Here is a 25,458-nt window from a genome sequence, read left to right as displayed (position 1 = left end):
ATCCATGCCACTCATACATCTCACTCATGATCTGGTCGACACTTTTATCCAAATTTCCGCCGCGCGCGAGGACAACGAGCCTGAGCCGGACGACTTCGATGGGGAGGAAGACGTTGCCGATATCGTCTATGGCGATGCACCGCATCGCGATCCTGCGATCGAGTTCCTCGAAGACTTGTCGGCCAATGAGCAAGCCGAACTCTTGGCCTTGATCCGCCACAGCACGCACTTCGTCGGCGCCGGCATCGTGGCACAGTCGGAACATGAATCGGTGGTTGAACAACAGTTGCGCGATGTAGTTGAGCCGGGTCAGGCCATTACGCGGCTGACAACCGGCCTCGACACGTCGTCCGCTGTGGAGAAAGGTCTCGAGCGTTTGACCTGATCTCAATAAGGCTCGCCAGGGCCAGTCTGTATCGGCGTCGTCGCGATCGCTGCTGCTCTTGGCGGCTCGCGGTCGTACGCGACCATTGTCGCGGTCGTGCGCGACCACTGATCAGGTGCACCGCCTGCTTGCCCCCTCCAGCTATTTATCGATAAAGCTGGTGGGTGGGCAATTGTGGGCCTACGATGCGGGATGAATATCTCGCACGTCAACGATTCGAACTTTGCTTATACCTATGCCTATCGGGCGGCGAAAGCGATTCTGATCGGTCTTGACGCCTCCGAAGCGCAGGCCATTCAATACATGACGCTCTGGCCGTCGACGAGCGGCCTCGATCATCCGGACGCGACGTTTCCCTGTCCGCAGTGCTTCATGACGAGTTTGCCGCGGCCGCTGTGGATATTTGCGCGCAACGACACGCACGTTTCTTTCTCATGCCGCTTTTGTGGGTTGGTTTTCAGCGCGCAGCGATAGGTCTTGCCGCCATTCGGCAGCTCACGTACCGGCGCAGCCAGCCTCGTCAGTCCCGATCAGCAGCCCTATCGATCACGGCCGGCTTATCGAACAATACGAGCCAGTCGCGATTCGCTGATACACGGGCGGCAAACCGGCACGCTCGATTCGCCGTGTTCGGCGCCATACGATTCATACACTTCTTCTTCGGTCAGGTCATGGATCGAGTCGACCTCGAGATACTCGAGCAGCGCGTCTGAGAAATACGCTTGAACGGTATGTTCATCGTCCTCTCGGCGGCATTTGGGGCACGGCACTTCCCGGTTGTTTCTTTCTGATGGCACGGTAATCTCCATCGCGCTCAACGCGAATTCTGGCTTTGGGTTCGGGACTTTACAGGACAACCGGAATCCTGCCTCGCATGCGGGTTCACTTTTGCAGCGTTGGCGCAACGAACCGCGCGTTCTGAAACTCCGCCAACGTGTTTAGTCCGCCAAGGTGTTTAGTCCATTTAGCCAGCAGACGTTGCTGCGGCGCGTCGATACGCTTGTGTCTCCTAAGAAAGGGGAACGTTATGGCTACCGCAGCAGTCGCCCAATCGGGCGCAGACGAGTTTTCGACGCTCATCCGTTGGTGCGTGTCTTATTACGACTCGTTGGCCAATGAACTGCAGCGGCAGGGGCGCGATCGGATGGCTGAAATCGAACGCACCAGTTCGCGCGTATGCAGGCTGCTTGCCACGCAGGAGAATACGCAGACTTACTTGTTATCTGCGTTGGAAGGCCTGGATCAGAAAGTGGCGGAAGTGCTTGAGTTCGAATTGAAGGACATCAATCGCACGGTCAGGTTCTGGGCACAGGACGAGAAACAGCCTGTGCGCCAGCCTGACGCGTTGACGATCGAAAAGGATAGCCTTGACGATCTCGAGGGCGCGCGCGTGCCTGAACGTATTCGAGATCTGTTGAAGATGCTGAACGGGTTCATCTTGCCCGGCAAGCTGGTATAGCGTTAGCGCCGCCCGTAGGGCTCATCCTAGAACGTGTACGACACGCCGACGTACACGTGCGGGAAAAATTGCAGTTTGTCGGCGTCATCTTTCAGGTCGTCGCGTTGCTTGCGAATTTCGGCGTCGGCATTGCCGCCGGACGCGGCATCGAGCTTGGCATACAACGACTGATTCACGTCGAAGTCGACGGACGGCTTGCCGAATGACACGCCAAGGTCAGCCACGAAGCCCCATCCTGCGGCGGTTTTTTGGCCGACGTTATGGCCCCAGCCCAAGCCGAGGTAGGGGGCAATCGTGGGGTACTTCAACCTTCCGGTTGCGCGGTCTTCTTCACCGTAGGTCACGCGGGTGTCGCCAATCTTGACGCTGCCCGATCGTCCGGGCCGCGCTTCGCCGTTCACACGGGTGTCGCGCCCGCCCAGGCCGGCAGAGAGCCTGAACCCGGATTCGAACGGAAACCAATCAAGATACGCGGTGGCTTGATCATTACGAACCTTCGCACTGTACTTATAGTCACTGCGGGATCCGTCGTGGGTGATCGAGCCAATCGTGGTGACATCGCCACGTAGCGTGAAGGCGGGACTCAAGCCATGTGCGTAGCCGATGCCCGCGCCCAGAAACCCAGCTTTGCCGTATATTTCCTGGGCTTGCGCAGCTGCGCTCATGCCAAGAGTCGAGAGACACAGCAGCGATACAGACATGAAACGCATGAAACGGCTCCGAGGGAGTAGTCGCGAGCGTGACGTGGTGTCCGCTAAGGCGCGAATCGTTAACATGACATAATTTGGTTACTCAATGTGGCAATTGGGCGGGCTTGGGTTCGCCGCTGCGACATTATTCGCAATATTGTGTGTTTTTTCCGACAGGGGGGACTTGACGTCCCGTCTTGGAAAGGCACAACAGGACGGTTTTATGTTTCCTCTGCGCTCGATCTGCATGACATTGGTAGGACTGATCGGTGTCGGTTTGGCGGCGGGAGCCTTGAATTCACCGGAGAAGGTGGCCGCTGAATACGGTACGGGTTGGCTCTTTCGGCAGTTCGGCATTTACGGGGTAGCCGGGGCGCTGGTGCTGATCGGACTGCCTTTATTTATCGCCGGCATCATCGGGATCAGACGCTATTGGCGCGCGCGGAAGTGGCGTTCCATTGGCTAACATCATTCTTTTGACGGCTTTTCTTTTCGTTACGCCTTCGACGGATTCCCGTGTCGCCCGGCTAGTAGGGGCGTTCTACACTCCGCAGTAATCGAATTGGGAGAAGGACGCAAACAATGAGTACCGAAAACGTCAGGCGTTTTGTGGAACGCGTCGCGCAGGATTCGCGACTGGCTGAACGCCTCAAGGCTATTCCGGCAGGTCCGCGCGCCGAGGCGGACTTTGTCGCGCTGGCTGCGGAAGAGGGCTTCGCCTTCAACGTCGACGAACTTCGCGCCGAGGCTGAAAAAGCCGCAAATGGATCGCAGCAGCGTTCGGAAGCCGCCGCAACGGCCGAGGTGTCCGAAAGCGACGAGTCGGCCGACTGGGTGCTGGATTATTTCTATGGCCCGAATGGGCAGTGGACGAAGTAAGCGTCACGTAATTTGTTCAATAAAAAACGCAGCCAACAAGGCTGCGTTTTGCTTTCTGCTGATTCGGGCGATTTCGATGGCGGCGTGATTTCAGTGCGCCGATGCAAGCGTTATGTTGGGTCGCGCAACGCTTCCACTTGAATATTCAGATCGACCTTAGGGTCGAAACCCATGTCCAAAGCGAAATCGATGCCGAAATCGCGTCGATCGAATGACGTTTGCACATCGGCGCCGCACGCTTCTCGTTTTTCGAGTGGATGATCGATGCATTTGAATTGGCCGATTTTCATCGTCATCGGGCGCGTGACGCCATGCAGGGTAAATTCGCCTTTTGCCTCAGTGGGCCGGTCGCCGTCGAAGGCGCTGAATGTGCCGTTGAATCTTGCTTCGGGAAATTTGGCGGCATCCAGGATCTTGCTGCTGCGCGCTTGGGCATTCATCTCGTCATGACCAAAGTCGACTGACCCCACGTCGACCTCGACCGCAATCGTGCCGCTACGTGCGGCGCGGTCCAGCACGACGGTGCCGGCGCTGCGGTTGAACTTCCCTCGCCAGGTGGAAAGGCCGCCCATGTGGTCGGCCTCGAAGCTGGGGTAGGTATGCGACGGATCGATTGTGTAATTTACGGGTGCAGCGCTCGACCAAAGAGGCGCGATCAATGCGCCGGCGAGCACCGCCGCGCGAAATGGCAACGTGTTGGTTATCTGGGGGCCGGTCATGTCGCATCCTCCGTTGGGTGGTGTTTCTTGGATGGGTATTTGCACAAGACTTCACCCTACCATTGTGCGGGCCAACAAACCTAGGGTTCATAGCGTTGACCTGAACGCTAATCGTCCCTAAACTGGTTTGAGCAGGTCCCGTAATCACATGCTGGCAAGGAAAGAATATGGCTACAGGCATCGTCAAATGGTTCAACGCTGAAAAAGGCTTCGGTTTCATTCTGCCCGACGATGGCGGCAAGGACCTGTTTGCGCACTACTCTGAAATTCGCGGCGAGGGTTATAAGTCGCTTGCAGAAAACCAGAAGGTGAGTTTTGAGGTCGGCGAAGGTCCGAAGGGACCGAGCGCTAAAAATATTCAGCCGCTGTAGACGTTTCACAGTCGGCCGCTCGATGCGTTTGGAACCCGCCCTCTGGCGGGTTTTCTTCGCGTGGCCGATTTTGCTCTGCGAGCTTGAGCGTCAGGTGAGCGTACGCAAATGCATTGACAGCCGATGACGTGCATCGGATCGATGATCTTTCGCGAATCTTCCAACGTTATATCATTTCAAACGTAATTCTGACAGAAGGTAACAGTTGCGATACTGTGTGGCGAATGGATGAAGATGGCGTAACGCCTTAATAGAATCGCGCTTCCCAAAATTCGCATTGGAAAGAGGAGCGAATCGAATGAACATCAAATATGCGGCTATTGCCGTTTTCGCCGCAGCCGGACTCGCCGGTTGTTCGTCGAGCGGTCTGAACATGGATGGGCTGACGTCCGCCGGCGGTAAGGTCTTCCAGGCCTACAACATGTCCGACGCGCAGATTCAGCAACTGAGCGATCAAGCCTGCGCCCAGTCCGACGCGGAAAACACCATTGCCAAGCCGGGCAGCAAGTACGACGCGCGTCTGCAAAAGATTGCCAAGCCGCTGTCGAAGTCGCTCAACGGCGTGACGCCGAACTTCAAGGTCTATCAAACCAAGGATATCAATGCCTGGGCGATGGCCAACGGCTGCATCCGCGTCTACAGCGGTTTGATGGACAAGATGAACGACAACGAACTCCAAGGCATCATCGGCCACGAAATGGGTCACGTTGCGCTGGGTCACACGAAGAAGGCCATGCAGACGGCATACACCGTGTCGGCTGCACGTGATGCCGCAAGCGCCGCCGGCGGCGCGACTGTCGCCGCCTTGAGCGCCTCGCAATTGGGCGACCTGACGGAGAAGTTCATCAACGCCCAGTTCTCGCAATCGCAAGAACTCGACGCCGATAGCTTCGCTTACGACACGATGAAGGCCAACAATCTGAAGACCACCGGTCTCGTGACGGCCTTCAACAAGCTGGCGGCCATGGAAAGCGGCAGCAGCAGCGCCGCCGAAAGCATGATGAGCAGCCATCCTGAAAGCAAGGATCGCATGCAGCGCATCCAGGCGCGTATCGACGCCGACAAGAAGTAAGCTCCAAGCCTTGGCTTGACGCGGGCGCCCGGCGGAAACCCCGCTTGGGCGCCCGTTTTCATGGCGTCGTCAACTTTCCGGTAAAATGGAGAGTTGAGTCGTACACGAACGCTTCATTGAGCCCGTTTGCGAGCTCCTGGATGCCGTACACGAATTCCCAAACTTTTCTCGGAAATAGGTCTTTTAATGCAGCCTGTGGTTGAAACTCTCTCTGGCCTCGAGCGCCGTATTGATTTGTCCGTCTCGGTCGCCGACGTCGAAAAAGAAGTCCAAGCGCAGTTGAAGCGTGTGGGCCGCACGGCCAAAGTGCCGGGTTTCCGTCCGGGCAAGGCGCCAATCGCCATGCTGGAGCGCAGCCATGGCCCCAGCATCCGCTACGACGTGATCAACGGTCAGGTCGGCCGCGCGTTCGAAGCCGCCATCGACAGCGCCAAGGTGCGCGTCGCCGGTGCGCCGACGCTCGAGCCCAAGACGGAAGGCGTGGCTGACGACACGCTCGCTTTCACGGCGACCTTCGAGGTTTATCCGGAAGTGTCGGTGCCTGCACTCGACGCTCTGGAAATCACGCGTTCGGAAAGCGAAGTCGGCGATGCCGAAATCGACCGCACGCTGAACGTATTGCGCAAGCAGCGTTCGACTTTCACCGCCGTTGCTGACCGCGCCGCGCAAGACGGCGACCGCGTCACGTTGGACTTCGCCGGCACCATCGATGGCGTCGCCTTCGACGGTGGCAAGGCTGAAGATTTCCCGTTCGTGCTGGGCCAGGGCCGCATGCTGCCCGAGTTCGAAGAAGCCGCCAAGGGTGTGAAGCAGGGCGAAACCAAGGTGTTTCCGCTGGCTTTCCCCGATGACTACCAGGGTAAGGAAGTCGCCGGCAAGACCGCCGAGTTCACGATCACCGTCAAGGAAGTCGCTGAGCCCGTCCTGCCCGAAATCGATACCGAATTTGCCAAGTCGCTCGGTCAGCCCGAAGGCGATGTCGAGAAGCTGAAATCCGACGTCCGTACCAATGTCGAGCGCGAAGTCAAAGCCCGCGCCCAGGCCAAGACCAAAACCAGCGTCATGGACGCCCTGGTCAACGCCGCCTCGTTCGACGTGCCGAAGTCGCTGGTCGACAGCGACGTGCAGAACCGCATCGTTGCCGCTCGTGAAGAGCTGAAGCAGCGCGGTGTGCCCAACCCCGAATCGGTGCCGATTCCCCCCGAAGCATTTTCGGGTGAGTCGGAGCGCCGCGTTCGCCTGGGCCTGTTGGTATCGGAACTGGTCAAGCAAAACGACTTGCAGGCCAAGCCTGAGCAAGTCCGTGCGCGCATCGAAGAGTTCGCTCAGAACTACGAAGATCCCGCACAGGTCGTCAGCTACTATTTGTCGGATCGTCAACGCCGCTCGGAAATCGAAGCGATCGTTCTCGAAGACAACGTGGTTGCCTTCGTGTTGAGCAAGGCAAAAGTGACCGACGAAAAAGTACCCTTTGAGCAGTTGATGGGAATGGAGTAACTATGCAGCGTTTTACCGATTTCTATGCATCAATGAACGGCGGCGCTTCGGTGACGCCCTCGTCCCTGGGGTATATCCCCATGGTGGTCGAGCAGTCGGGGCGAGGTGAGCGTTCGTACGACATCTATTCCCGTTTGTTGAAAGAACGTTTGATCTTTTTGGTTGGCCCGGTCAATGACCAGTCGGCCAACCTGGTCGTCGCGCAATTGCTGTTTCTGGAATCGGAAAACCCTGACAAGGACATCTCGTTCTATATCAACTCGCCTGGCGGGTCGGTATACGCGGGCATGGCGATCTACGACACGATGAATTTCGTGAAGCCAGATGTGTCGACGTTGTGCACCGGCTTGGCCGCGAGCATGGGGGCGTTCCTGCTGTCAGCAGGCGCCAAGGGCAAGCGTTTCACGCTGCCCAACTCACGCATCATGATTCACCAGCCCTCGGGCGGTGCACAAGGCCAGGCCACCGATATCCAGATCCAGGCTCGTGAGATTCTGGATCTGCGCGAACGTCTCAATCGGATCCTTGCCCAGAACACCGGGCAGCCGATCGAGCGCATCGCCGTGGATACCGAGCGCGACAACTTCATGTCGGCCGAAGATGCGGTATCGTATGGGTTGGTCGACAAGCTCTTGTCGTCGCGTGGCGAGCAGCAGTAAGCGCTTGCCACTTGGCTTGAAGTAGCACGACCAATCACGTCACGGATAGGCAGTTCGCTTTTCGAAGCGAACGCCACCAACCGAGTTTCAAAGACAGTTATGCCTGAAAAAAAGGGATCTGCAGACGCCAAAGTGCTGCACTGCTCCTTTTGCAATAAGAGCCAGCACGAGGTTCGCAAGCTGATTGCGGGCCCGTCGGTTTTTATCTGCGACGAGTGCATCGACCTCTGCAACGACATTATTCGCGAAGAGGCGCAGGCCACTGCGCGCGCGGCCATTCGTTCCGAATTGCCCACGCCTTCCGAAATCAAGACGTTTCTCGACCAGTACGTGATCGGCCAGACGGGTCCGAAGCGGATGTTGGCCGTGGCCGTCTACAACCATTACAAGCGCATTCGCCACGGCGAAATCAAGGGCGAAGAGGTCGAGCTCTCGAAAAGCAACATCATGCTTATCGGCCCGACCGGTTCGGGCAAGACGCTGCTGGCCCAGACCTTGGCGCGCATGCTCAATGTGCCTTTCGTGATGGCCGACGCCACCACCCTGACCGAAGCCGGTTATGTGGGTGAGGACGTCGAGAACATCATTCAAAAGTTGCTGCAGAACTGCAACTACGAAGTAGAGAAGGCACAACGTGCCATCATTTACATCGACGAAATCGACAAGATCTCCCGCAAGTCGGACAACCCCTCGATCACGCGTGACGTGTCGGGCGAGGGCGTTCAGCAAGCGCTGCTCAAGCTGATCGAAGGTACCGTGGCTTCGGTGCCCCCGCAAGGCGGTCGCAAGCATCCCAATCAGGATTTCGTCCAGGTCGACACGACGAACATTCTGTTTATCGTGGGCGGCGCGTTCGATGGATTGGAAAAGGTCATTCGCGACCGTACCGAGAAATCGGGTATCGGCTTTTCGGCTGCGGTACGTGCGAAATCCGAGCGCGGTGTGGGCGAGTTGTTCAGCGAAGTCGAGCCGGAAGACTTGATCAAGTTCGGCTTGATTCCCGAGTTGGTAGGCCGCTTGCCGGTCGTCGCCACATTGGACGAGCTGGATGAAGAGGCCTTGGTGCAAATCCTCACGCAGCCCAAGAACGCGCTGATGAAGCAGTTCCAGAAGCTGTTTGCCATGGAAGGTGCCGAGCTCGACATTCGTCCTGGTGCCCTTGCTGCCATCGCGCGCAAGGCGCTCAAGCGCAAAACCGGCGCTCGCGGTTTGCGTTCGATCATCGAAGCGTCGCTGCTCGACACGATGTATGACCTGCCGTCGCAGGGCAACATCAGCCGGGTGGTGTTGGACGAGAACGTCATCGACGGCGACGGCAAACCGCTGTTGATCTACAACGATGAGCAGGGCAAGTCGGCCAAAACCGAGCGTGGCGAGGTTCGCGACGCAGCAGCATGATGTTTCGCTGACTGGCTATGCGTGAAAACCCCCTCTAACCAAGGGGGTTTTTCTTTTTTACGCTTTTTCGGTAGTCCTTGCATATCGGCAAACGCCTGCTTGTTTTTTAGGCTATCGTTCCCATATCAGACATAGCCAACTGCCGAATACGATTTTTTCCGTCGTTCCGTATTCCGCGCTTTGATACGCAAGTTATTAGAGGAACGCCATTATGTCTGCAAGCCAGACCCTTCCGTCCGAGCCGATCGACCTGCCGCTGCTGCCGCTGCGCGATGTGGTGGTCTTCCCGCACATGGTCATTCCGCTGTTTGTCGGGCGCCCGCGTTCCATTCGCGCGCTCGAAGTCGCCATGGAAGCGGGCAAGAGCATCATGCTCGTGGCCCAGAAATCAGCCGGCAAGGACGATCCGTCCCCCGAAGATGTTTATGAAATCGGTTGTGTGGCGAGCATTCTCCAGATGCTCAAGCTGCCCGACGGCACAGTCAAGGTGCTGGTCGAGGGCGCCCAACGTGCGCGTATTACGCGCGTTGACGACGCCGAGTCGCATTTCACCTGCGAAGTTGTGCCGATCGCGCCGGATGCCCTGCAGGGTGCCGAGACCGAGGCATTGCGCCGCGCCATCGTTGCTCAGTTCGAGCAATATGTGAAGCTCAACAAGAAGATTCCGCCCGAGATATTGACCTCGCTGGCCGGGATCGACGACGCCGGCCGCTTGGCCGATACCATCGCCGCGCATTTGCCGCTCAAGCTCGAGCAAAAGCAAAAAATGCTCGAGGTGTTCAGCACGTCTGACCGCCTTGAAGGCTTGCTCACTCAGCTCGAAACCGAAATCGACATTCTTCAGGTCGAGAAGCGGATTCGCGGCCGCGTGAAAAAGCAGATGGAGAAGAGTCAGCGCGACTACTACTTGAATGAGCAGGTCAAGGCCATTCAGAAGGAGTTGGGCGAGGGCGAAGAAGGCGCCGATATCGAGGAACTCGAGAAGAAGATCGTCGCCGCGCATATGCCTAAAGAGGCTCGCAAAAAGGCCGATACCGAGTTGAAGAAGCTCAAGTTGATGTCGCCCATGTCGGCTGAAGCGACGGTGGTGCGCAACTTCATCGATACGCTGATCAATCTGCCGTGGAAGAAGAAGAGCAAGGTCAACAACTCGATTACCAACGCGGAATCGGTGCTCGACGACGACCATTACGGTTTGGACAAGGTCAAGGAACGCATCCTTGAGTATCTTGCCGTTCAACAGCGTGTGGACAAGGTAAAAGCGCCGATCCTGTGTTTGGTGGGCCCTCCGGGCGTGGGTAAAACGTCGCTGGGACAGTCCATTGCCAAGGCCACGAACCGCAAGTTCGTGCGGATGGCCTTGGGCGGCGTGCGGGACGAGGCCGAGATCCGTGGGCACCGTCGCACCTATATCGGCTCGATGCCCGGCAAGATCCTGCAGAACATGTCCAAGGTGGGCGTGCGCAATCCGCTCTTCCTGCTCGATGAGATCGATAAGCTGGGCATGGATTTCCGCGGCGATCCGTCGTCGGCTTTGCTGGAAGTGCTCGATCCGGAGCAAAACCACACGTTCCAGGATCATTACGTCGAAGTCGATTTCGATTTGTCCGACGTGATGTTCGTGGCGACCAGCAATACGCTGAATATTCCGCCGGCGTTGTTGGATCGGATGGAAGTCATTCGTCTGTCGGGTTACACCGAAGAAGAGAAGATCCATATCGGCCGCGAGCATCTGCTGCCCAAGCTGATGAAGAACAACGGTGTGAAGGATGGCGAGCTGGCGGTTGAAGATTCGGCGATTCGCGACATCGTGCGTTACTACACCCGAGAAGCTGGTGTGCGTGCGCTTGAACGCGAGATCGGCAAAATCTGCCGCAAGGTCATCAAGAAGCTGCTGACCGATGCCGACAAGACGCCGGTGAAGGCCGGTGAGGGCGCGAAGGTTGTCGTCAATGGCGACAATCTGGACGAGTACCTGGGTGTGCGCCGCTATACCTTTGGTATGGCCGAGAAGGAAAATCAGGTCGGTCAGGTCACCGGTTTGGCGTGGACGGAAGTTGGCGGCGATCTGCTGACCATCGAAGTTGCGGATATGTCCGGTAAGGGCACGATCCAACGCACGGGTTCGCTGGGCGATGTGATGAAGGAATCGGTCGAGGCTGCGCGGTCGGTGGTGCGTGCGCGTGCTCGCCGGTTGGGCTTCGCCGACAGCGTCTTCGAAAAGCGCGATGTGCACGTGCACGTGCCCGAAGGTGCAACGCCCAAGGACGGACCTTCGGCTGGTATTGCAATCACGACCGCCATGGTTTCGGCATTGTCGAAGATTCCGGTGCGTGCCGATGTGGCGATGACGGGTGAGATCACCTTGCGCGGCGAAGTGCTGGCGATTGGCGGCTTGAAAGAAAAGCTGTTGGCCGCTCACCGCGGCGGGATCAAGACGGTCTTGATTCCGGAAGAGAACGTCAAGGATTTGGCGGAGATTCCGGATAACGTCAAGAATCAGCTCGAGATCGTGCCGGTGCGCTGGATCGACAAGGTGCTGGAGATGGCCCTTGAACGAATGCCTGAACCCTTGGCTGACGAAGAGCCGCCAAAGGAGAAGGCTGAGCCGCTGGTGGCTTCAAGCAAGCCGGACACCACGTCGGATGTGATGAAGCACTGATCGTGACGCAATGCTGACCGGTGGTTGTTGACCCGGCAGTTAAGAACCCAGCTCGGTGTGAACCGGCTGGGTTTTTTATTGCGTGCTAACCAAGCAATGGGTGATGGTTAGGTCGATGCGATTCATTGCTGTGGAAACTTTGGACGGTGCTCGCGCCTGCCCATCGATTGAGCTTACGCCCGCGCATCGATCAGAGATTGGGCCTGCGCATTGATCAGCGCTTGCACCGACGCATTGATCAGGGCTTGCGCCTGCGCGTCGATCCACTTGTACCTGTGCGCGTCGATCCGATTGCCGGGTCGAGCAAACGAGCGACCCAGACCAAGCATCAACCTCTGGTTAATGCACATTGATAAATCGTCGGTGGTGGAGGTGCGGCGGTGTTTTTACACTGCGAGCTTCTACTTTATGAGGTGGCCGGCAATGATCCCGCGCAGTGCTCGTTTATTCACGCTGATGTTTCCGCTCGTCGCCTTCCTCGCGGGTGGCGGTGCCGCGCACGCCCAGGAACAATCGAAAGCGCCTTCGCAGGTTCAGGCCGCAAAAACGGATTATCCGCAGCGCCCGGTAACGCTGCTGGTGGCTTGGTCACCAGGCGGTGCGGTCGATCTGCTCGCCCGCCAGTTGGGCACTGTGCTCTCGAAAGACCTTGGGCAAACCATCATCGTGGAAAACAAGGCGGGCGCCAACGGCACGATCGGCCATGGACAGGTAGCGCGGTCGGCGCCCGATGGGTATACCGCCATCCTGGCAACGAACAGCACCTTCGTGATCGGCCCCCACCTCTACACCAAGTTGGCTTACCAGCACGAGCGCGATCTGGCGCCGGTGTCGCTGGTGGCCGCCAGCCCGCTGGTGCTTGCCGTGAACCCGGCGCTGAAGGTATCGAGCGTGGACGAGTTGCTCGCACTCGCCCGCAAGAACCCTGGCCGCTTGAACTTTGCATCCGGCGGACAAGGATCGACCAGCCATCTCGCTGCGGAGCAATTGATGGCGCTCACGGGTACCGAGATGACGCATATTCCGTATCAAGGCGGCGGGCCGGCAGCTACCGCAGTGGCCGCGGGTGAGGTGGATTTTGCATTCCTGGATCTGGGCGTGTCGCTGCCATTTGTGACGGCCAATCGCTTTGTGGCGATCGGCGTGTCGAGCGAGAAGCGTTCGGACCTGCTTCCTGAGGTGCCCACCGTCGCCGAATCGGGCGCCACCGGATTCGAAGTCACCACGACGTTCAGTGTGTTCGTGCCGGCGAAAACGCCGGAGCCGGTTATTGCACGCTTGAATGCGGCCGTCCTCACAGCGTTGTCAGATGACGGGCTGAAGCAGAAGCTGGCCCGTCAGGGTGTGGTGGTGATGGGTACCTCGCCCGACGCGTTGCGTGACTACACCTCGCGCGAAAGCGAGCGGTGGGGCAGCATCATCAAGGCCCGCAACATCACGGTGAATTGAGATGGCGCTGCATCATCATCGCGTCGCCATTCTTGGCGCCGGCCCGATCGGGTGTGCGACGGCCGCCTTCCTCAGCCAGCAAGGCATCCGAGCGGGCATGTGGTCGCCCACGGCGCGCCGCCTGCAGGCGCACGAAGATCCCGCGTGCGCGCAGTTCGAATGCACGGGAGCGGTCAATGGGTCGGTTGTCGTGGATCGCATCGATGCGCTGGACGCCCTGGCGAGTTACACCCATATATTCGTCTGCCTGCCAGGATCTCTCTATCAGCGCGTGCTGGGGGATGCCGCGCCGTACTGGCGCTCCGGCCAGACGGTCATCGTGAGTGGTGCCCTGTCGCTGGTGCCACTCTGGATTCAGAACGAAGCCCGAGCGCGTGGCGCTGCTATCACAGCGGTCGGTTGGGGAACGACGCTCACGACCGCACATTTTCTGGTCGATGGGCGACTGCATCTGAACGCCAAGCGTCAACGGATCGATATGGCGATCCTGCGGCCTGCCGGCGATGATACGACTGCCGTGGCGCCCGCATCCGCGCTGACGACTGGCGACGCTCGTGCCACCGCGGCAGCAGAGACAGGCGCGCACAGCGGCCTCGCGGCAGCGATATCTGCGCCAGCAACAGGGCTGTCGTATGTGGATGCCGGTGCCGGTGCCGGTGCCGATACCGATGCCGATGCCGGTGCCGATACCGATGCCGATACCGATGCCGATGCCGATGCAGAGGTAGATGTAGATGTAGATGTTGACGCCTATGCCGATTGCCAGGCTTTCTTTGGCGATCGTTTCATCCTGGTGGAGAGTTTGCTCGCGAGCACGTTGGCCAATATCAACCCGATTGCGCATGCGGCCGAAGTCATTCCAAACCTTACGCGAATGGATCGCGGCGAGCCTTGGCAGCTATTTGCGAATTTCACGGGTGTGGTAGCGAGAATGGCCGACGCGTTGGACCAGGAGCGTCTGACACTGGCGCGGCGCCTAGGTTTCGAATTGCCGACCTTGGCGCAGCACTATCATCGTTCCTATCACGTCCCGCAGGGACCGCTGAATGAGATGGCGCAGGCAATCGAAAACCTCGGCGCCGGACCGCAGGGACCGAATCGGCTTGCGCACCGGTATGTGCTCGAAGACGTGCCGTTCGGTTTGGTCTTCCAGGAGCGCCTGGCGCAGATGTGCGGTGTGGATAGCCCGATGCTGTCGTCCTGCATCACTTTGCTTGAAACGATCTATGCGCAGTCGTTCCGGGGCGAGAATTTCCTGATGGATGCATTGTTCGCCGATCAGGTCGGGGCGCCGTTGGAGACGCTACTGGCGTCTTGCAGGAGTGCGCGCGCTGCGTCGCGAAAGCGATCGACGATCGCACGTTGATTGCACTGCGCGCGGTGTACGACAACGATGGGGATCGCGGGGGGTAAGTGCGTTACGGCCAAGGCCACGAGCGTGCCGCGCTTCAGACTCTCCGCAACCGTGCGGCGTGCCAGCAACGTCAAACCATGACGTTGCTCGACGAGCTTGAGGTTCGTAATCGCGTTCATCGACTCTATCGCCGGTGCAATGGGCGGCAGGCTTTGGCTGAGAAGCAGTTGCTCCAGCATCAGTCTCGCCTGCGTGGGCCTTGGGGGCAGCACCCAGGCTTCGCGTTTCAGGTCTTGCCATGACCACGCTGATTGGTCGGCATGGCTTGCGAGCGGGTGATCCGGCGCGCACACCACGATCCATTGCTCGCGGCCCACGGGACGAATCACCAGTCCTTCCTGGCAAAGGCTGCCGAGTTCCGATGACGTGTTCATCGTGATGAGCACATCGATCTCGCCGCTTTCGAGCTTGCGCTGCGTATCGTCAAGCCGACCCTCGACGATCTGTATGGGTGGAAGGGGCGCTGAGGGTGTCATCGCACGCAGTACGTCGGGAAGGAGCGACCAGGCAATGAAAGGCGGCGCGCCGATACGTAATACGCTGTCGTGTCCCAGTTTCTGGTCGCGCAACTCATCGGCAAGATTGGCGACTTCGGAGAGCAGCAGCCGGGCGCGATGCACCAGAAGATTGCCTTCGTGCGTCAAGGTCACTCCCCGCGCATGACGCTCGAAAATGGTCAGACCCAGCTGCGATTCGATCTCGCTCAACGCCTTGCTGACCGCGGCCGTGCTGACGAAGAGCTTCTCTCCAGCCGCGCGCATGCTGCCGGTATCGGCCAATACGGTGAGCAGTTCGAATTGGCGCATCCGGAGCGCTGCGATCATGCGATAGGTTGAATCTTGCATCGCTGCCTTGGTGTAGATAACGAGATGTTCCGGTGATGAGTATGAAGGAAGCGCCAGGCGGATCGCTTGATCCGTTGGCGCACCACGATGGCGGTTTCGTTCGCGCGACGTCGCCCCAGCAGGCCAATCCGCGCACGCCGAAAGCATTGAACAGGGAGTTTGAATTGTCGACTAAAAAGCGAACACGTGTGCGTATCCTCGCCACCGGCGGCACGATTGCCGGAAGTGCCGACCGCGCCGACGCGGCGGCGTCGTATACGGCCGCCACCGTATCGTTGAGCGCCATCCTCGATACCGTGCCAGGCTTGAGCGCGCTTGCGGAAATCGATGCGCGTCAGATTGCCGCCATCGATAGCAAAGATGCCGATCCTGGATTCTGGCAGGATGTGGCGCGTCAGGTTCGGGAGGCGCTGGACGCTCCGGACGTGGACGCCGTGGTGGTATTGCATGGCACCGACACGATGGAGGAGAGTGCGTGGTTCGTTCAACTCACGCTCAAGCCGTCGAAGCCCGTGGTATTTACGGGTGCGATGCGACCGGCAAATGCGCTATCTGCCGATGGCCCGATGAACGTGCTGCAAGCAGTGCGCGTGGCCACCGATACGGAATCGGGGCGCCGCGGGGTGCTGGCTGTGATGAATGGCGCGATTCACAGCGCGCGGTTTCTACGCAAGGCGCACAGCAGCCACGTGCATGCGTTTACAAGCGGCGCGGCTGGGCTGGAGGGTGAGGTGTTCGACACGGTGAACTGGTTTCGACTGCCGTTCGCATCATCGGTCGGTCACGCGCGATGCGACGGGCTGACGGGTCGCAATGCTCATACGGGGCAGAATGCGGACGAACCCATTGCGGTGCTCGGCGAACCCATCGACGCCAGTACCGTCGTCGATCTGGATACGGATATCGACGATCTCGCGTGCTTGCTTGCCACGCCACTGCCGCGCGTCGACATCCTTGTTGCTTATCCCGGTGCATCCACCGATGTGATCGCGCATGTTGTGCGTGCCGGTGCACAGGGCATCGTTTTTGCCGGCACAGGGCAGGGCACATTGAGCGGGCCGATACAGGCTGCGTTAGCCGATGCGCGAGCGAGTGGCGTGGCCGTGGTGCGTGCAAGCAAGGTGGACGAGGGGCAGGTGGGCTGGGATATCGGATGCCCCGATGACGCGCTGGGCTTCATGACCAGCGGCGGGTTGTCTGCCGACAAGGCCCGGGTGGCGTTGATGGTGCGGCTGGCGAGCGCGAATGCCCGCACAGGAGTGCGCACCCCACTGAAGCGTTAGACGCTCTTGGAGGCGCAGCAGCCAAACAGCAGCAGCCACACCGCAGCAGCTGCTTCAGCCCTACCTAAATCAATGGAGCGGTTGGGTGCGGATGAGGCCGACGGCGATCCCTTCAAGCGCAAATTCTTGTTCGGGCGCGACGACGATGATGTCGAAGTCGGGATTTTCCGGAAGAAGCTCGATGCGATCGGCATGGCGTTGCAGTCGCTTGACCGTGACCTCATCGTCGATTCGCGCGACGACGATCTGACCGTTGCGGGCATCGGTCGCCTTCTTGACCGCCAGCAGGTCGCCATCAAGGATGCCGCAGTCGCGCATGCTCATTCCACGCACCTTCAGCAGAAAGTCGGGCGTTTGCGTGAACAACCCGGGATCCACGCCAACTTCTCGTTCGACATGCTCGGCGGCCAGGATGGGGCTGCCGGCGGCCACGCGGCCGATCAGCGGCAACTTCATCTGATTGAGAAGTGCGCCGATCGGACTGGGCGCCTCGTCTTCCTGCGCCGGCTTCAGGCGGATGCCGCGCGAAGTGCCGGCGGTAAGCTCGATAGCGCCTTTGCGCGCCAGCGCCTTCAAGTGATCTTCTGCGGCGTTGGCCGAGCGAAATCCAAGTGCTTGCGCGATCTCGGCCCGCGTGGGAGGGAACCCGGTGCGCGCGACGGCGGCGCGGATGAGATCGAGAATTTCCTGCTGGCGATCGGTTAGTTTGCTGGCCATTTCATTCCTAGCGAGTCATGCACAGTGCGCGGCATGAACTGTATGGATATACAGTTGCCGATTTTGGACGACTTGCGCGCAAAATGCAACGGCGAATTGAACAAAAAACCAAGAAAAGCGCGGCTTGCGGGACGAAAGTCGGCGGATATGCGCTGAAAGACTAGATGTACAGCCCGTCGAGCGATGATTCTGCGCGCACGGGGAATCGTCTCAGTGAACGAACCGAGGCGCGCGTGTCGGATGCGACATCATTCTGGCTGCGGCCGAAGCGGTAACCCGCATTGCAATCAATCTTGAAACCAGCGAACGAAAAAACCCAGCGCTGAGGCTGGGTTTTTGGATCGTACGTTTCGGCAACGTCCAACAGGTGTGCGGTCAGGCCGATCGTGCGCCGTCTGACGGCGCACGAGCGCTTGATGCTCAGCCCTTCAACACCGCGGCAATGGCTTTGGCCACCGCATCGATGTTCTGGCTGTTGAGCGCCGCGACGCAGATTCGGCCGGTCGAGATGGCGTAGATCGCGTGCTCTTCGCGCAGGCGCTCGACCTGATCCGCGGTAAGCCCCGAGAACGAGAACATGCCGCGCTGCTTCAACACAAAGCTGAAATCCTGCGTCGCGCCTGCAGCCTTGATCTTGTCGACCAATTGCTTGCGCATCGTGCGGATGCGGTCGCGCATGCCGGCCAATTCGGCGTCCCACTCGGCAAACAAGGCCGGATCGTTGAGCACCGTGGCGACCACCGTGCCGCCGTGCGTAGGCGGGTTCGAGTAGTTGGTGCGGATCACGCGCTTCAACTGGCTCAGTACGCGCTTTGATTCGTCGGCATCGCCAGCGATGATCGTCAGGGCGCCGACGCGCTCGCCGTAGAGCGAGAACGACTTCGAGAACGACGAACTCACGAACATCGTGATGTCCATGTCGGCGAACATGCGCACGACAGACGCGTCCTGTTCCAGGCCGTCGCCGAAGCCTTGGTAGGCGATGTCGAGGAAGGGCACCAGATTGCGCGCCTTGACCGTTTCGGCAATCGTCTTCCACTGCTCGGCGGTGGGATCCACGCCCGTCGGGTTGTGGCAGCACGCATGCAGCACAACGACGGTTTGCTCGGGCAAGGCTTTCAGGCCTGCCAACATGCCTTCGAAGTTCAGGCCGTGGGTGGTCTTGTCGTAATAGGGATAGGTGCCCACTTCGAAACCGGCACGTTCAAACAGCGCGCGGTGGTTTTCCCAGCTGGGATCGCTGATCACGACCTTCGACGTGGGCAGGAGCAGGCGCAGGTAATCGGCGCCGATCTTCAGTGCGCCGGTGCCGCCCAAGGCTTGGGTCGTCAGCACGCGACCGGCGGCGACGAGCGGCGAGTTCTCGCCCAGCAGCAACGTTTGCGCGCCTTTGTTGTAACCGGTGATGCCTTCGATCGGCAGGTAGCCGCGGGCAGCAGCGGCTTCGATCCGGGCGATTTCCGCTTTGCGCACCGCGCTCAGAAGCGGCAGGCGGCCAGCGTCATCGTAGTACACGCCCACGCCGAGGTTCACTTTTCCGGGACGCGTGTCCGCGTTGTACTGTTCGTTCAGACCAAGAATGGGGTCGCGCGGGGCGAGTTCAACGGATGCGAAAAGTGTACTCATGTCAGGGGAATGGGTATGGTGGACTAGGGTTGACAGGCAGTGGATAATCAGGGGTTTACCCCCAAAACAGTCTAGCATGACCGCATCCGGATTCATCGAGTATCCAGGCAGTCCCTTCCAACTCTTCCAGCCCTATCCGCCTGCGGGCGACCAGCCGAAAGCGATCGATTCGCTCACGCAGGGCATCGAGGATGGGTTGATGTACCAGACGCTCTTGGGCGTGACGGGCTCGGGCAAGACCTTTTCAATGGCCAACGTCATCGCGCGTATCGGCCGGCCGGCGCTCGTTTTGGCGCCCAATAAAACGCTGGCCGCGCAGCTCTATGCCGAGATGCGCGAGTTCTTCCCCAAAAACGCGGTCGAGTATTTCGTTTCCTACTACGACTACTACCAGCCCGAAGCCTACGTGCCCACGCGCGATCTGTTCATCGAGAAAGACTCCTCGATCAACGAACACATCGAGCAGATGCGGCTGTCGGCCACCAAAAGCCTGCTGGAGCGACGCGACACGATCATCGTCGGCACCGTTTCCTGCATCTACGGTATCGGCAATCCGGGTGACTACCACGCCATGGTGCTCATTCTGCGCTCGGGCGACCGCATGGCGCGGCGTGAGATCCTGGCACGTCTGGTCGCCATGCAGTACACCCGTAACGACGCCGAGTTCGTGCGCGGCACGTTCCGCGTGCGCGGCGAGACCATCGACGTGTTCCCGGCGGAAAGCGCCGAGCTGGCCGTGCGCATCACGATGTTCGACGATGAGGTCGAGTCGCTGGAGCTGTTCGACCCCCTCACCGGGCGGATGCGTCAGAAAGTGCCACGTTTCACGGTTTACCCCGGGTCGCACTATGTGACGCCCCGGGATACCGTGCTGCGCGCCGTGGAAACCATCAAGGTCGAGCTGCGCGACCGACTGAAGATGTTTGTGGACGAGGGCAAGCTGGTCGAGGCGCAACGGCTCGAGCAGCGCACCCGCTTCGACCTTGAAATGCTCAACGAACTCGGCTTCTGTAAGGGCATCGAGAACTACTCCCGGCATCTGTCGGGGGCCGCGCCCGGCGAGCCGCCGCCCACGCTGATCGACTATTTGCCTGCAGACGGATTGATGTTCATCGACGAGAGTCACGTCACCATTGGCCAGTTGGGTGGGATGTATCGGGGCGACAGGGCGCGCAAGGAAACGTTGGTGCAGTATGGCTTCCGTTTGCCGTCGGCACTGGATAACCGGCCGCTGAAGCTGGACGAGTTCGAGTCGCGCATGCGGCAGTGCGTGTTCGTGTCAGCCACGCCGGCGGCGTACGAGATCGAGCACGCCGATAACGTCGCCGAGCAGGTGGTGCGGCCGACGGGCCTGGTCGACCCCATGGTCGAGATCTTGCCGGCGAGCACGCAGGTCGACGATCTGCTGGGGCAGATCAAGGTGCGTGTGGCGGCGGGCGACCGGGTGCTGGTCACCACGCTGACCAAGCGTATGTCCGAGGATCTGACCGACTTTCTGGCCGAGCACGGTGTGAAGGTGCGCTATCTGCACTCCGACATCGATACCGTCGAGCGGGTCGAAATTCTGCGTGATCTGCGTCTGGGCACTTTCGATGTGCTTGTTGGGATCAACTTGCTGCGCGAAGGGCTCGATATTCCTGAGGTGTCGTTGGTGGCGATCCTCGATGCCGACAAAGAAGGCTTCCTGCGCTCCGAGCGCAGCTTGATCCAGACGATCGGCCGTGCGGCGCGCAATTTGAATGGTCACGCCATTCTGTATGCCGATCGCATAACCGATTCGATGCGGCGCGCAATGGACGAAACGGAGCGGCGCCGCAACAAGCAGTTGGCGTTCAACATCGAGCACGGCATTACCGCGCGCGGCGTGAACAAGGCGGTGCGCGATCTGATCGACGGTGTGGTTGGGGCGCAGCGCGACGAAGTGGTCGAGAGCGAAATCCCAGCCTCGTTGCTGGGTGACGAAAAAGCGCTCGCCAAGGAGTTCAGGCGCCTCGAGAAGGCCATGATGGATCACGCCCGCAACCTAGAATTCGAGCAGGCTGCTGCGGCGCGAGATGCGCTCACGGCCTTGAAGGAACGTGCGTTGCTGCGGTAAGGCCTGCGTAAGGGGGTGGGCTGCGGATTTGCTCGTCAATGGCGGCGCGCGCAAAATCGATTTCACTCCGTGCCAAATGATGACACGGCAATGGCATGTTTATTTTGGTGACTGGGGAACCGCTTGGCAGGTCCTCCGGTCAATCAAAATCAGGGTCGATTCGTGTGTGGCGGCAGTGCGCGAGAAGCGCGCGCTTCACTCCTCATAGTATTTTTAAATGAGCGCGATAATCAGTTGATATATCAGGATATTTGTATCTTGATGCGGCGTCTTCCGGCATGTGCGCCAGTGCAAAAAAAGCTTGCCTTCTTTCGGGTTTTCCCGCAGACTTTAAACCATGATGACCAAGGTACTTTTTGTTTGCATGGGCAACATCTGTCGCTCGCCGAGCGCAGAGGGCGTGTTCCGTCATTTGGTGTCCGACGCGGGTTTATCCGACGTCGTCCGAATTGACTCCGCCGGCACCCACGACTTCCATATCGGCGAAGCCCCCGATGCGCGCGCCCAGGCGGCCGCTCGCAAACGCGGGTATGAAATGACGCACTGCGAGGCGAGGCAAGTCACGCCTGATGACTTCCGCGAGTTTGATCTGATCCTGGCGATGGATTGGGAGAACTTGTCCGCAATGCAGCAGCAGTGCCCGAAGCAGTATCAGCATAAGCTGATGTTGCTCATGCGCTTTGCGAACGAGTTCGAAGAAGCCACTGTGCCCGATCCGTATTACGGCGGCCCGGAGGGTTTTGGCAAGGTGCTCGACTATCTCGAGGATGCCTGTCAGGGCGTGCTTGAACTGGTACGCAAGCGCGCAACGCAGTATCAGGCTGCCTGATTTTCGATCAGGCAATCGGCCCACCGGCCGCGCCCCAAGCGCGGTTTTTTTACGCCAGGAATTTCCAGCGCTGACGGTTGGTAGCAACGCTCAGGCGCGCGCACCGCTCGCACGTGTGCGCATCTCCATGATCGGTGCGTGCATTTCCGTATCTCGTGGCGCGAAATCGGCTGTCGACCCGCCCAACGCTTGCGAAGTTACAGAGGCCTAGCGTTTTAGTCGGGAATTCGTTATACTTGAGGCAATTACTCGGGTATTGCGCTGTGAGGATCTTCTCGGCAGCGCGCGAACACCAGGAATCCAGACTATGCGGCTGACAACGAAAGGGCGTTTTGCAGTGACCGCCATGATCGACCTCGCGATGCGTCAGCATGGCGGGCCCGTCACGTTGGCGGCGATCAGCCAGCGCCAGAATATCTCCCTCTCCTATCTCGAACAGTTGTTCGGCAAATTGCGCCGGCACGAGCTTGTGGACAGCGTTCGCGGTCCCGGCGGCGGGTATTCGCTCGCCCGTCTGGCTCGCAACATCACGGTGGCCGACATCATCTTTGCCGTCGATGAGCCTTTGGATGCCACGAGCTGCGGCGGCAAGCGAGACTGTACGAGCGGTAACGATGGCAAGCCAGGCAAGTGCATGACGCATGAGCTGTGGGCCACGTTGAACCGCAAGATGGTGGATTATCTGGATTCGGTGTCGCTTCAGGATCTGGTCGATCAGCAGCGCGTGCGCCAGTTGCAGGATGCGAGCGCGGCGGCCAATTCGGGATCCCCGGTTCGAGTCAATCGTTTGAATACCACTACGGCCGGAAGCGTGACCAACGCACCGGCAGCGGCTTAAGTCGCCGCGTCGATCGTACAGGAGTCGTTATGAGCAATCGTCCCATCTATCTCGATTATTCCGCTACCACGCCGGTCGACCCGCGCGTCGTTGACGCCATGGTGCCGTGGCTTTACGAGAATTACGGTAATCCGGCTTCGCGCAGCCATTCGATCGGCTGGGCCGCGGAAGAGGCGGTAGAGCGTGCGCGTGAGGAAGTCGCCAAGCTGGTCAACGCCGATTCGCGCGAGATCGTGTGGACGTCGGGCGCCACCGAGTCGATCAACCTGGCGGTCAAGGGTGCGGCCAACTTCTATCATCAGCGCGGCAAGCACGTCATCACGCTGAAGACGGAGCACAAGGCCACGCTGGATACCTGTCGCGAACTTGAACGGCAAGGCTTCGAAGTCACGTATCTGAACGTGCAGGAAAATGGTTTGCTGGACATGGAAGTGCTGAAGGCAGCGCTGCGTCCGGATACCGTGCTGGTGTCGATTCTATTCGTCAATAACGAGATCGGCGTCATTCAGGACATCGAAGCGATCGGCGAACTGCTGCGCGAGAAAGGCATCATTTTTCACGTCGACGCGGCGCAAGCCACGGGCAAGGTCGTGATCGATCTGCAAAAGCTCAAGGTCGATCTGATGTCGTTTTCGGCTCACAAGACGTATGGCCCGAAGGGCATGGGCGCGCTCTTCATCCGTCGCAAGCCGCGTGTGCGCATTGAAGCGCAGATCCACGGTGGCGGGCACGAGCGCGGTTTCCGTTCGGGCACGTTGCCCACGCACCAGATCGTGGGCATGGGTGAGGCGTTCCGCATCGCCCGCGAAGAGATGGGTGTCGAAAGCGAACGCATCCGCATGCTGCGTGACCGCCTGTGGGCGGGCCTCTCCACCATTGAGGAGGTCTACCTCAATGGCGATATGGAGCGCCGCGTGCCGCACAACTTGAACGTGAGTTTCAATTATGTGGAAGGTGAGTCGTTGATCATGGCGATCAAGGAACTTGCCGTGTCGAGCGGTTCGGCGTGTACCTCCGCCAGCCTGGAGCCGTCGTATGTGTTGCGCGCCCTGGGGCGTAACGATGAACTCGCGCACAGCTCGATTCGTTTCACGATCGGTCGTTTCACGACCGAGCAGGAAATCGATTTTGCGATCGAGTTGCTGAAGAGCCGGGTCGGCAAGCTGCGCGACATGTCGCCGCTGTGGGAAATGGCCAAGGACGGCATCGATATCAGTTCCGTACAGTGGGCGGCGCATTAATTGCGGCGTTTGAATAATGATCTGGCGGCTGAACCGCCACCGTTGGGAGATTAATCATGGCATATAGCAATCAAGTTCTCGACCACTACGAAAACCCCCGCAACGTGGGTTCGTTCGACAAGGGCGACACCAGCGTCGGTACCGGCATGGTGGGCGCACCCGCCTGTGGCGATGTGATGAAGCTGCAGATCCGTGTGAACGAGTCGGGCATCATCGAAGACGCGAAGTTCAAGACGTACGGCTGTGGGTCGGCCATCGCGTCGAGCTCGCTCGTTACCGAATGGGTCAAGGGCAAGACGCTCGATCAAGCGATGAGCATTCGCAATACGCAGATCGCTGAAGAATTGGCGCTGCCGCCGGTGAAAATTCACTGCTCGATTCTTGCCGAAGATGCAATCAAGGCTGCGATCAAGGACTATCAAGACAAGCACCCCGTCGCTGCCGAAGACAAACAAGCTGTCACTGCGAGCTGATCATGGCTGTCACACTCACCGAACGCGCGGCCGATCACATCAGCCGCTATTTGCAGAAGCGAGGCAAGGGCATCGGCCTGCGCCTGGGCGTGCGGACGACCGGGTGTTCTGGCATGGCCTACAAGCTCGAGTATGTCGATGAACCGGCAAGTGAAGACTCGGTATTCGAGTTTCACGGTGTGAAGGTGTTCGTCGACCCCAAGAGCATGCCGTATCTGTCCGGCACGCAGTTGGACTACGCTCGCGAGGGCTTGAACGAAGGGTTCAGGTTCAGCAATCCCAATGAGAAGGCAACCTGCGGTTGCGGTGAGTCGTTCACGGTGTAATGCGTGGCGGCTGACGACTACTTTTCTCTTTTTGGATTGCGACGCCAGTTCGCCATCGATCGCGATGCGCTCGAGTCTGCCTGGCGTCTCGTTGCGGCTCGGGTTCATCCCGACCGCTTCGCCACCGCCAGCGCTGCTGAGAAGCGTGTGGCCATGCAATGGGCCGCACGGGCGAACGACGGGTATCGGCAATTGCGCGATCCCCTTTTGCGCGCGAAGTATCTGTGCGAGTCGGGTGGCATCGATCTGCAAACCGAGACCAACACCGCGATGTCGCCTGCCTTCTTGATGCAGCAAATGGAATGGCGCGAGATGCTGGACGACGCACGCGATGCGAAGTCCGCCGATGCCTTCACTGCGCTGGATACGGAAATACGCGATGCGCGCGCTGAGATGACGCGCGTACTCACCGATTTGATCGACGTTCGTGGCGATCTGGCTACCGCAGGCGAGAAAGTCCGGGAATGGATGTTCCTCGACACCTTCGGCCGCGAGCTGGCACGCGAACGTCCCGACCACTGAAGATCCACTG

At 59.4% G+C, this 25,458-nt stretch carries 27 protein-coding genes; 21 read left to right on the top strand and 6 right to left on the bottom strand.

The features are described 5' to 3' along the window. The first annotated feature begins 4 nt into the window (after nt 1-4). The 3 genes from EYW45_RS02240 (at nt 5) to EYW45_RS02230 (ending at nt 1,844) form a co-directional block, all read left to right on the top strand. Nucleotides 5-385, top strand: a complete 381-nt coding sequence (locus tag EYW45_RS02240; protein WP_161133753.1) for a hypothetical protein — start codon at nt 5-7, stop codon at nt 383-385. Between the two features lie 192 nt (nt 386-577). Continuing rightward, nucleotides 578-859, top strand: a complete 282-nt coding sequence (locus tag EYW45_RS02235; RefSeq protein ID WP_161133752.1) for a hypothetical protein — start codon at nt 578-580, stop codon at nt 857-859. Nucleotides 860-1,412: 553 nt separating this feature from the next. Beyond that, complete coding sequence (locus EYW45_RS02230) at nt 1,413-1,844, top strand: hypothetical protein (protein WP_161133751.1); 432 nt, start codon at nt 1,413-1,415, stop codon at nt 1,842-1,844. A 26-nt stretch (nt 1,845-1,870) separates the two neighbouring features. Here EYW45_RS02230 and EYW45_RS02225 read toward each other — a convergent pair whose 3' ends face one another. Further along, nucleotides 1,871-2,554, bottom strand: coding sequence for a hypothetical protein (locus EYW45_RS02225; protein ID WP_161133750.1), 684 nt, complete (start codon nt 2,552-2,554; stop codon nt 1,871-1,873). Nucleotides 2,555-2,756: 202 nt separating this feature from the next. On the opposite strand from EYW45_RS02225, the gene EYW45_RS02220 reads away from it, so the two are divergent. Further along, nucleotides 2,757-2,999, top strand: coding sequence for a hypothetical protein (locus EYW45_RS02220; RefSeq protein WP_161133749.1), 243 nt, complete (start codon nt 2,757-2,759; stop codon nt 2,997-2,999). 116 nt (nt 3,000-3,115) lie between these two features. Continuing rightward, on the top strand, nt 3,116-3,412 hold the full coding sequence (locus EYW45_RS02215; protein ID WP_161133748.1) for a Nif11-like leader peptide family natural product precursor: 297 nt from the start codon (nt 3,116-3,118) through the stop codon (nt 3,410-3,412). A 110-nt stretch (nt 3,413-3,522) separates the two neighbouring features. Here EYW45_RS02215 and EYW45_RS02210 read toward each other — a convergent pair whose 3' ends face one another. Next, nucleotides 3,523-4,104 (bottom strand): YceI family protein, encoded by a 582-nt coding sequence (locus EYW45_RS02210; RefSeq protein WP_407924895.1) that lies wholly within the window; start codon nt 4,102-4,104, stop codon nt 3,523-3,525. Nucleotides 4,105-4,298: 194 nt separating this feature from the next. On the opposite strand from EYW45_RS02210, the gene EYW45_RS02205 reads away from it, so the two are divergent. The 6 genes from EYW45_RS02205 to lon all read left to right on the top strand — a co-directional run bounded on the left by EYW45_RS02205 (nt 4,299) and on the right by lon (nt 11,790). After that, the gene (locus EYW45_RS02205; RefSeq protein ID WP_161133746.1) at nt 4,299-4,502 is read left to right on the top strand and encodes a cold-shock protein; all 204 of its coding nucleotides are present in this window, start codon (nt 4,299-4,301) and stop codon (nt 4,500-4,502) included. Between the two features lie 298 nt (nt 4,503-4,800). Further along, nucleotides 4,801-5,574 carry a M48 family metalloprotease gene (locus EYW45_RS02200; protein WP_161133745.1) on the top strand — a complete coding sequence of 258 codons (774 nt, stop codon included), beginning with the start codon at nt 4,801-4,803 and terminating at the stop codon, nt 5,572-5,574. A gap of 186 nt (nt 5,575-5,760) precedes the next feature. Continuing rightward, complete coding sequence (gene tig, locus EYW45_RS02195) at nt 5,761-7,071, top strand: trigger factor (RefSeq protein WP_161133744.1); 1,311 nt, start codon at nt 5,761-5,763, stop codon at nt 7,069-7,071. Between the two features lie 2 nt (nt 7,072-7,073). Beyond that, on the top strand, nt 7,074-7,730 hold the full coding sequence (gene clpP, locus EYW45_RS02190; protein ID WP_161133743.1) for an ATP-dependent Clp endopeptidase proteolytic subunit ClpP: 657 nt from the start codon (nt 7,074-7,076) through the stop codon (nt 7,728-7,730). 99 nt (nt 7,731-7,829) lie between these two features. Further along, nucleotides 7,830-9,128: an ATP-dependent Clp protease ATP-binding subunit ClpX gene (gene clpX, locus EYW45_RS02185; RefSeq protein WP_161133742.1), complete on the top strand. Its 1,299-nt coding sequence runs from the start codon at nt 7,830-7,832 to the stop codon at nt 9,126-9,128. Between the two features lie 211 nt (nt 9,129-9,339). After that, a complete protein-coding gene (gene lon, locus EYW45_RS02180; RefSeq protein WP_161133741.1) occupies nt 9,340-11,790 on the top strand; it encodes an endopeptidase La in 2,451 nt (816 codons plus the stop codon). Between the two features lie 173 nt (nt 11,791-11,963). Here lon and EYW45_RS02175 read toward each other — a convergent pair whose 3' ends face one another. Further along, nucleotides 11,964-12,119, bottom strand: a complete 156-nt coding sequence (locus tag EYW45_RS02175) for a hypothetical protein (protein ID WP_161133740.1) — start codon at nt 12,117-12,119, stop codon at nt 11,964-11,966. A 94-nt stretch (nt 12,120-12,213) separates the two neighbouring features. Between EYW45_RS02175 and EYW45_RS02170 the strand changes: the two genes are divergently transcribed. Beyond that, nucleotides 12,214-13,239 carry a Bug family tripartite tricarboxylate transporter substrate binding protein gene (locus tag EYW45_RS02170; protein WP_161133739.1) on the top strand — a complete coding sequence of 342 codons (1,026 nt, stop codon included), beginning with the start codon at nt 12,214-12,216 and terminating at the stop codon, nt 13,237-13,239. Between the two features lies 1 nt (nt 13,240). Beyond that, a complete protein-coding gene (locus tag EYW45_RS02165) occupies nt 13,241-14,605 on the top strand; it encodes an NAD/NADP octopine/nopaline dehydrogenase family protein (protein ID WP_161133738.1) in 1,365 nt (454 codons plus the stop codon). Here EYW45_RS02165 and EYW45_RS02160 read toward each other — a convergent pair. Continuing rightward, on the bottom strand, nt 14,518-15,477 hold the full coding sequence (locus tag EYW45_RS02160; RefSeq protein WP_161133737.1) for a LysR family transcriptional regulator: 960 nt from the start codon (nt 15,475-15,477) through the stop codon (nt 14,518-14,520). The genes EYW45_RS02165 and EYW45_RS02160 overlap by 88 nt on opposite strands. 56 nt (nt 15,478-15,533) lie before the next feature. Between EYW45_RS02160 and EYW45_RS02155 the strand changes: the two genes are divergently transcribed. Then, nucleotides 15,534-16,781 (top strand): asparaginase, encoded by a 1,248-nt coding sequence (locus EYW45_RS02155; protein ID WP_161133736.1) that lies wholly within the window; start codon nt 15,534-15,536, stop codon nt 16,779-16,781. 69 nt (nt 16,782-16,850) lie between these two features. On the opposite strand, the gene lexA is transcribed toward EYW45_RS02155, so the two are convergent. Both lexA and EYW45_RS02145 read right to left on the bottom strand, forming a co-directional pair. Then, nucleotides 16,851-17,498, bottom strand: a complete 648-nt coding sequence (gene lexA / locus EYW45_RS02150; RefSeq protein ID WP_161133735.1) for a transcriptional repressor LexA — start codon at nt 17,496-17,498, stop codon at nt 16,851-16,853. Nucleotides 17,499-17,918: 420 nt separating this feature from the next. After that, nucleotides 17,919-19,124, bottom strand: a complete 1,206-nt coding sequence (locus EYW45_RS02145; RefSeq protein WP_161133734.1) for an amino acid aminotransferase — start codon at nt 19,122-19,124, stop codon at nt 17,919-17,921. Between the two features lie 76 nt (nt 19,125-19,200). Between EYW45_RS02145 and uvrB the strand changes: the two genes are divergently transcribed. From uvrB to hscB, 7 genes are all read left to right on the top strand, one after another. Continuing rightward, complete coding sequence (uvrB, locus tag EYW45_RS02140; protein WP_161133733.1) at nt 19,201-21,219, top strand: excinuclease ABC subunit UvrB; 2,019 nt, start codon at nt 19,201-19,203, stop codon at nt 21,217-21,219. Between the two features lie 337 nt (nt 21,220-21,556). Further along, entirely contained in the window at nt 21,557-22,048 is a 492-nt protein-coding gene (locus EYW45_RS02135; protein ID WP_161133732.1) for a low molecular weight protein-tyrosine-phosphatase, read from the top strand. A gap of 307 nt (nt 22,049-22,355) precedes the next feature. Then, complete coding sequence (iscR, locus tag EYW45_RS02130) at nt 22,356-22,886, top strand: Fe-S cluster assembly transcriptional regulator IscR (RefSeq protein ID WP_161133731.1); 531 nt, start codon at nt 22,356-22,358, stop codon at nt 22,884-22,886. 29 nt (nt 22,887-22,915) lie between these two features. Then, nucleotides 22,916-24,127, top strand: coding sequence for an IscS subfamily cysteine desulfurase (locus tag EYW45_RS02125; protein ID WP_161133730.1), 1,212 nt, complete (start codon nt 22,916-22,918; stop codon nt 24,125-24,127). Between the two features lie 56 nt (nt 24,128-24,183). After that, complete coding sequence (gene iscU, locus EYW45_RS02120) at nt 24,184-24,600, top strand: Fe-S cluster assembly scaffold IscU (RefSeq protein WP_161133729.1); 417 nt, start codon at nt 24,184-24,186, stop codon at nt 24,598-24,600. A gap of 2 nt (nt 24,601-24,602) precedes the next feature. After that, on the top strand, nt 24,603-24,926 hold the full coding sequence (gene iscA / locus EYW45_RS02115; RefSeq protein ID WP_161133728.1) for an iron-sulfur cluster assembly protein IscA: 324 nt from the start codon (nt 24,603-24,605) through the stop codon (nt 24,924-24,926). 3 nt (nt 24,927-24,929) lie between these two features. Continuing rightward, on the top strand, nt 24,930-25,448 hold the full coding sequence (hscB, locus tag EYW45_RS02110) for a Fe-S protein assembly co-chaperone HscB (protein ID WP_161133727.1): 519 nt from the start codon (nt 24,930-24,932) through the stop codon (nt 25,446-25,448). Nucleotides 25,449-25,458 lie beyond the last annotated feature (10 nt).

Origin of the sequence: Schauerella aestuarii (genome assembly GCF_009866805.1) — a bacterium.
GTDB lineage: Bacteria > Pseudomonadota > Gammaproteobacteria > Burkholderiales > Burkholderiaceae_B > Schauerella > Schauerella aestuarii.
This window is presented reverse-complemented; position numbering and strand designations above follow the sequence as displayed.

Coding starts and splice junctions, on each gene's coding strand:
- clpX (WP_161133742.1), top strand. CDS start 7,830: ATGCCTGAAAAAAAGGGATCTGCAGACGCCAAAGTGCTGCACTGCTCC.
- uvrB (WP_161133733.1), top strand. CDS start 19,201: ATGACCGCATCCGGATTCATCGAGTATCCAGGCAGTCCCTTCCAACTC.
- EYW45_RS02220 (WP_161133749.1), top strand. CDS start 2,757: ATGTTTCCTCTGCGCTCGATCTGCATGACATTGGTAGGACTGATCGGT.
- iscR (WP_161133731.1), top strand. CDS start 22,356: ATGCGGCTGACAACGAAAGGGCGTTTTGCAGTGACCGCCATGATCGAC.
- EYW45_RS02230 (WP_161133751.1), top strand. CDS start 1,413: ATGGCTACCGCAGCAGTCGCCCAATCGGGCGCAGACGAGTTTTCGACG.
- EYW45_RS02145 (WP_161133734.1), bottom strand. CDS start 19,124: ATGAGTACACTTTTCGCATCCGTTGAACTCGCCCCGCGCGACCCCATT.
- EYW45_RS02225 (WP_161133750.1), bottom strand. CDS start 2,554: ATGCGTTTCATGTCTGTATCGCTGCTGTGTCTCTCGACTCTTGGCATG.
- lexA (WP_161133735.1), bottom strand. CDS start 17,498: ATGGCCAGCAAACTAACCGATCGCCAGCAGGAAATTCTCGATCTCATC.
- iscA (WP_161133728.1), top strand. CDS start 24,603: ATGGCTGTCACACTCACCGAACGCGCGGCCGATCACATCAGCCGCTAT.
- lon (WP_161133741.1), top strand. CDS start 9,340: ATGTCTGCAAGCCAGACCCTTCCGTCCGAGCCGATCGACCTGCCGCTG.
- EYW45_RS02125 (WP_161133730.1), top strand. CDS start 22,916: ATGAGCAATCGTCCCATCTATCTCGATTATTCCGCTACCACGCCGGTC.
- EYW45_RS02135 (WP_161133732.1), top strand. CDS start 21,557: ATGATGACCAAGGTACTTTTTGTTTGCATGGGCAACATCTGTCGCTCG.
- EYW45_RS02240 (WP_161133753.1), top strand. CDS start 5: ATGCCACTCATACATCTCACTCATGATCTGGTCGACACTTTTATCCAA.
- EYW45_RS02215 (WP_161133748.1), top strand. CDS start 3,116: ATGAGTACCGAAAACGTCAGGCGTTTTGTGGAACGCGTCGCGCAGGAT.
- tig (WP_161133744.1), top strand. CDS start 5,761: ATGCAGCCTGTGGTTGAAACTCTCTCTGGCCTCGAGCGCCGTATTGAT.
- EYW45_RS02175 (WP_161133740.1), bottom strand. CDS start 12,119: ATGCTTGGTCTGGGTCGCTCGTTTGCTCGACCCGGCAATCGGATCGAC.
- EYW45_RS02170 (WP_161133739.1), top strand. CDS start 12,214: ATGATCCCGCGCAGTGCTCGTTTATTCACGCTGATGTTTCCGCTCGTC.
- clpP (WP_161133743.1), top strand. CDS start 7,074: ATGCAGCGTTTTACCGATTTCTATGCATCAATGAACGGCGGCGCTTCG.
- EYW45_RS02235 (WP_161133752.1), top strand. CDS start 578: ATGAATATCTCGCACGTCAACGATTCGAACTTTGCTTATACCTATGCC.
- EYW45_RS02165 (WP_161133738.1), top strand. CDS start 13,241: ATGGCGCTGCATCATCATCGCGTCGCCATTCTTGGCGCCGGCCCGATC.
- EYW45_RS02155 (WP_161133736.1), top strand. CDS start 15,534: ATGAGTATGAAGGAAGCGCCAGGCGGATCGCTTGATCCGTTGGCGCAC.
- iscU (WP_161133729.1), top strand. CDS start 24,184: ATGGCATATAGCAATCAAGTTCTCGACCACTACGAAAACCCCCGCAAC.
- EYW45_RS02160 (WP_161133737.1), bottom strand. CDS start 15,477: ATGATCGCAGCGCTCCGGATGCGCCAATTCGAACTGCTCACCGTATTG.
- EYW45_RS02200 (WP_161133745.1), top strand. CDS start 4,801: ATGAACATCAAATATGCGGCTATTGCCGTTTTCGCCGCAGCCGGACTC.
- EYW45_RS02205 (WP_161133746.1), top strand. CDS start 4,299: ATGGCTACAGGCATCGTCAAATGGTTCAACGCTGAAAAAGGCTTCGGT.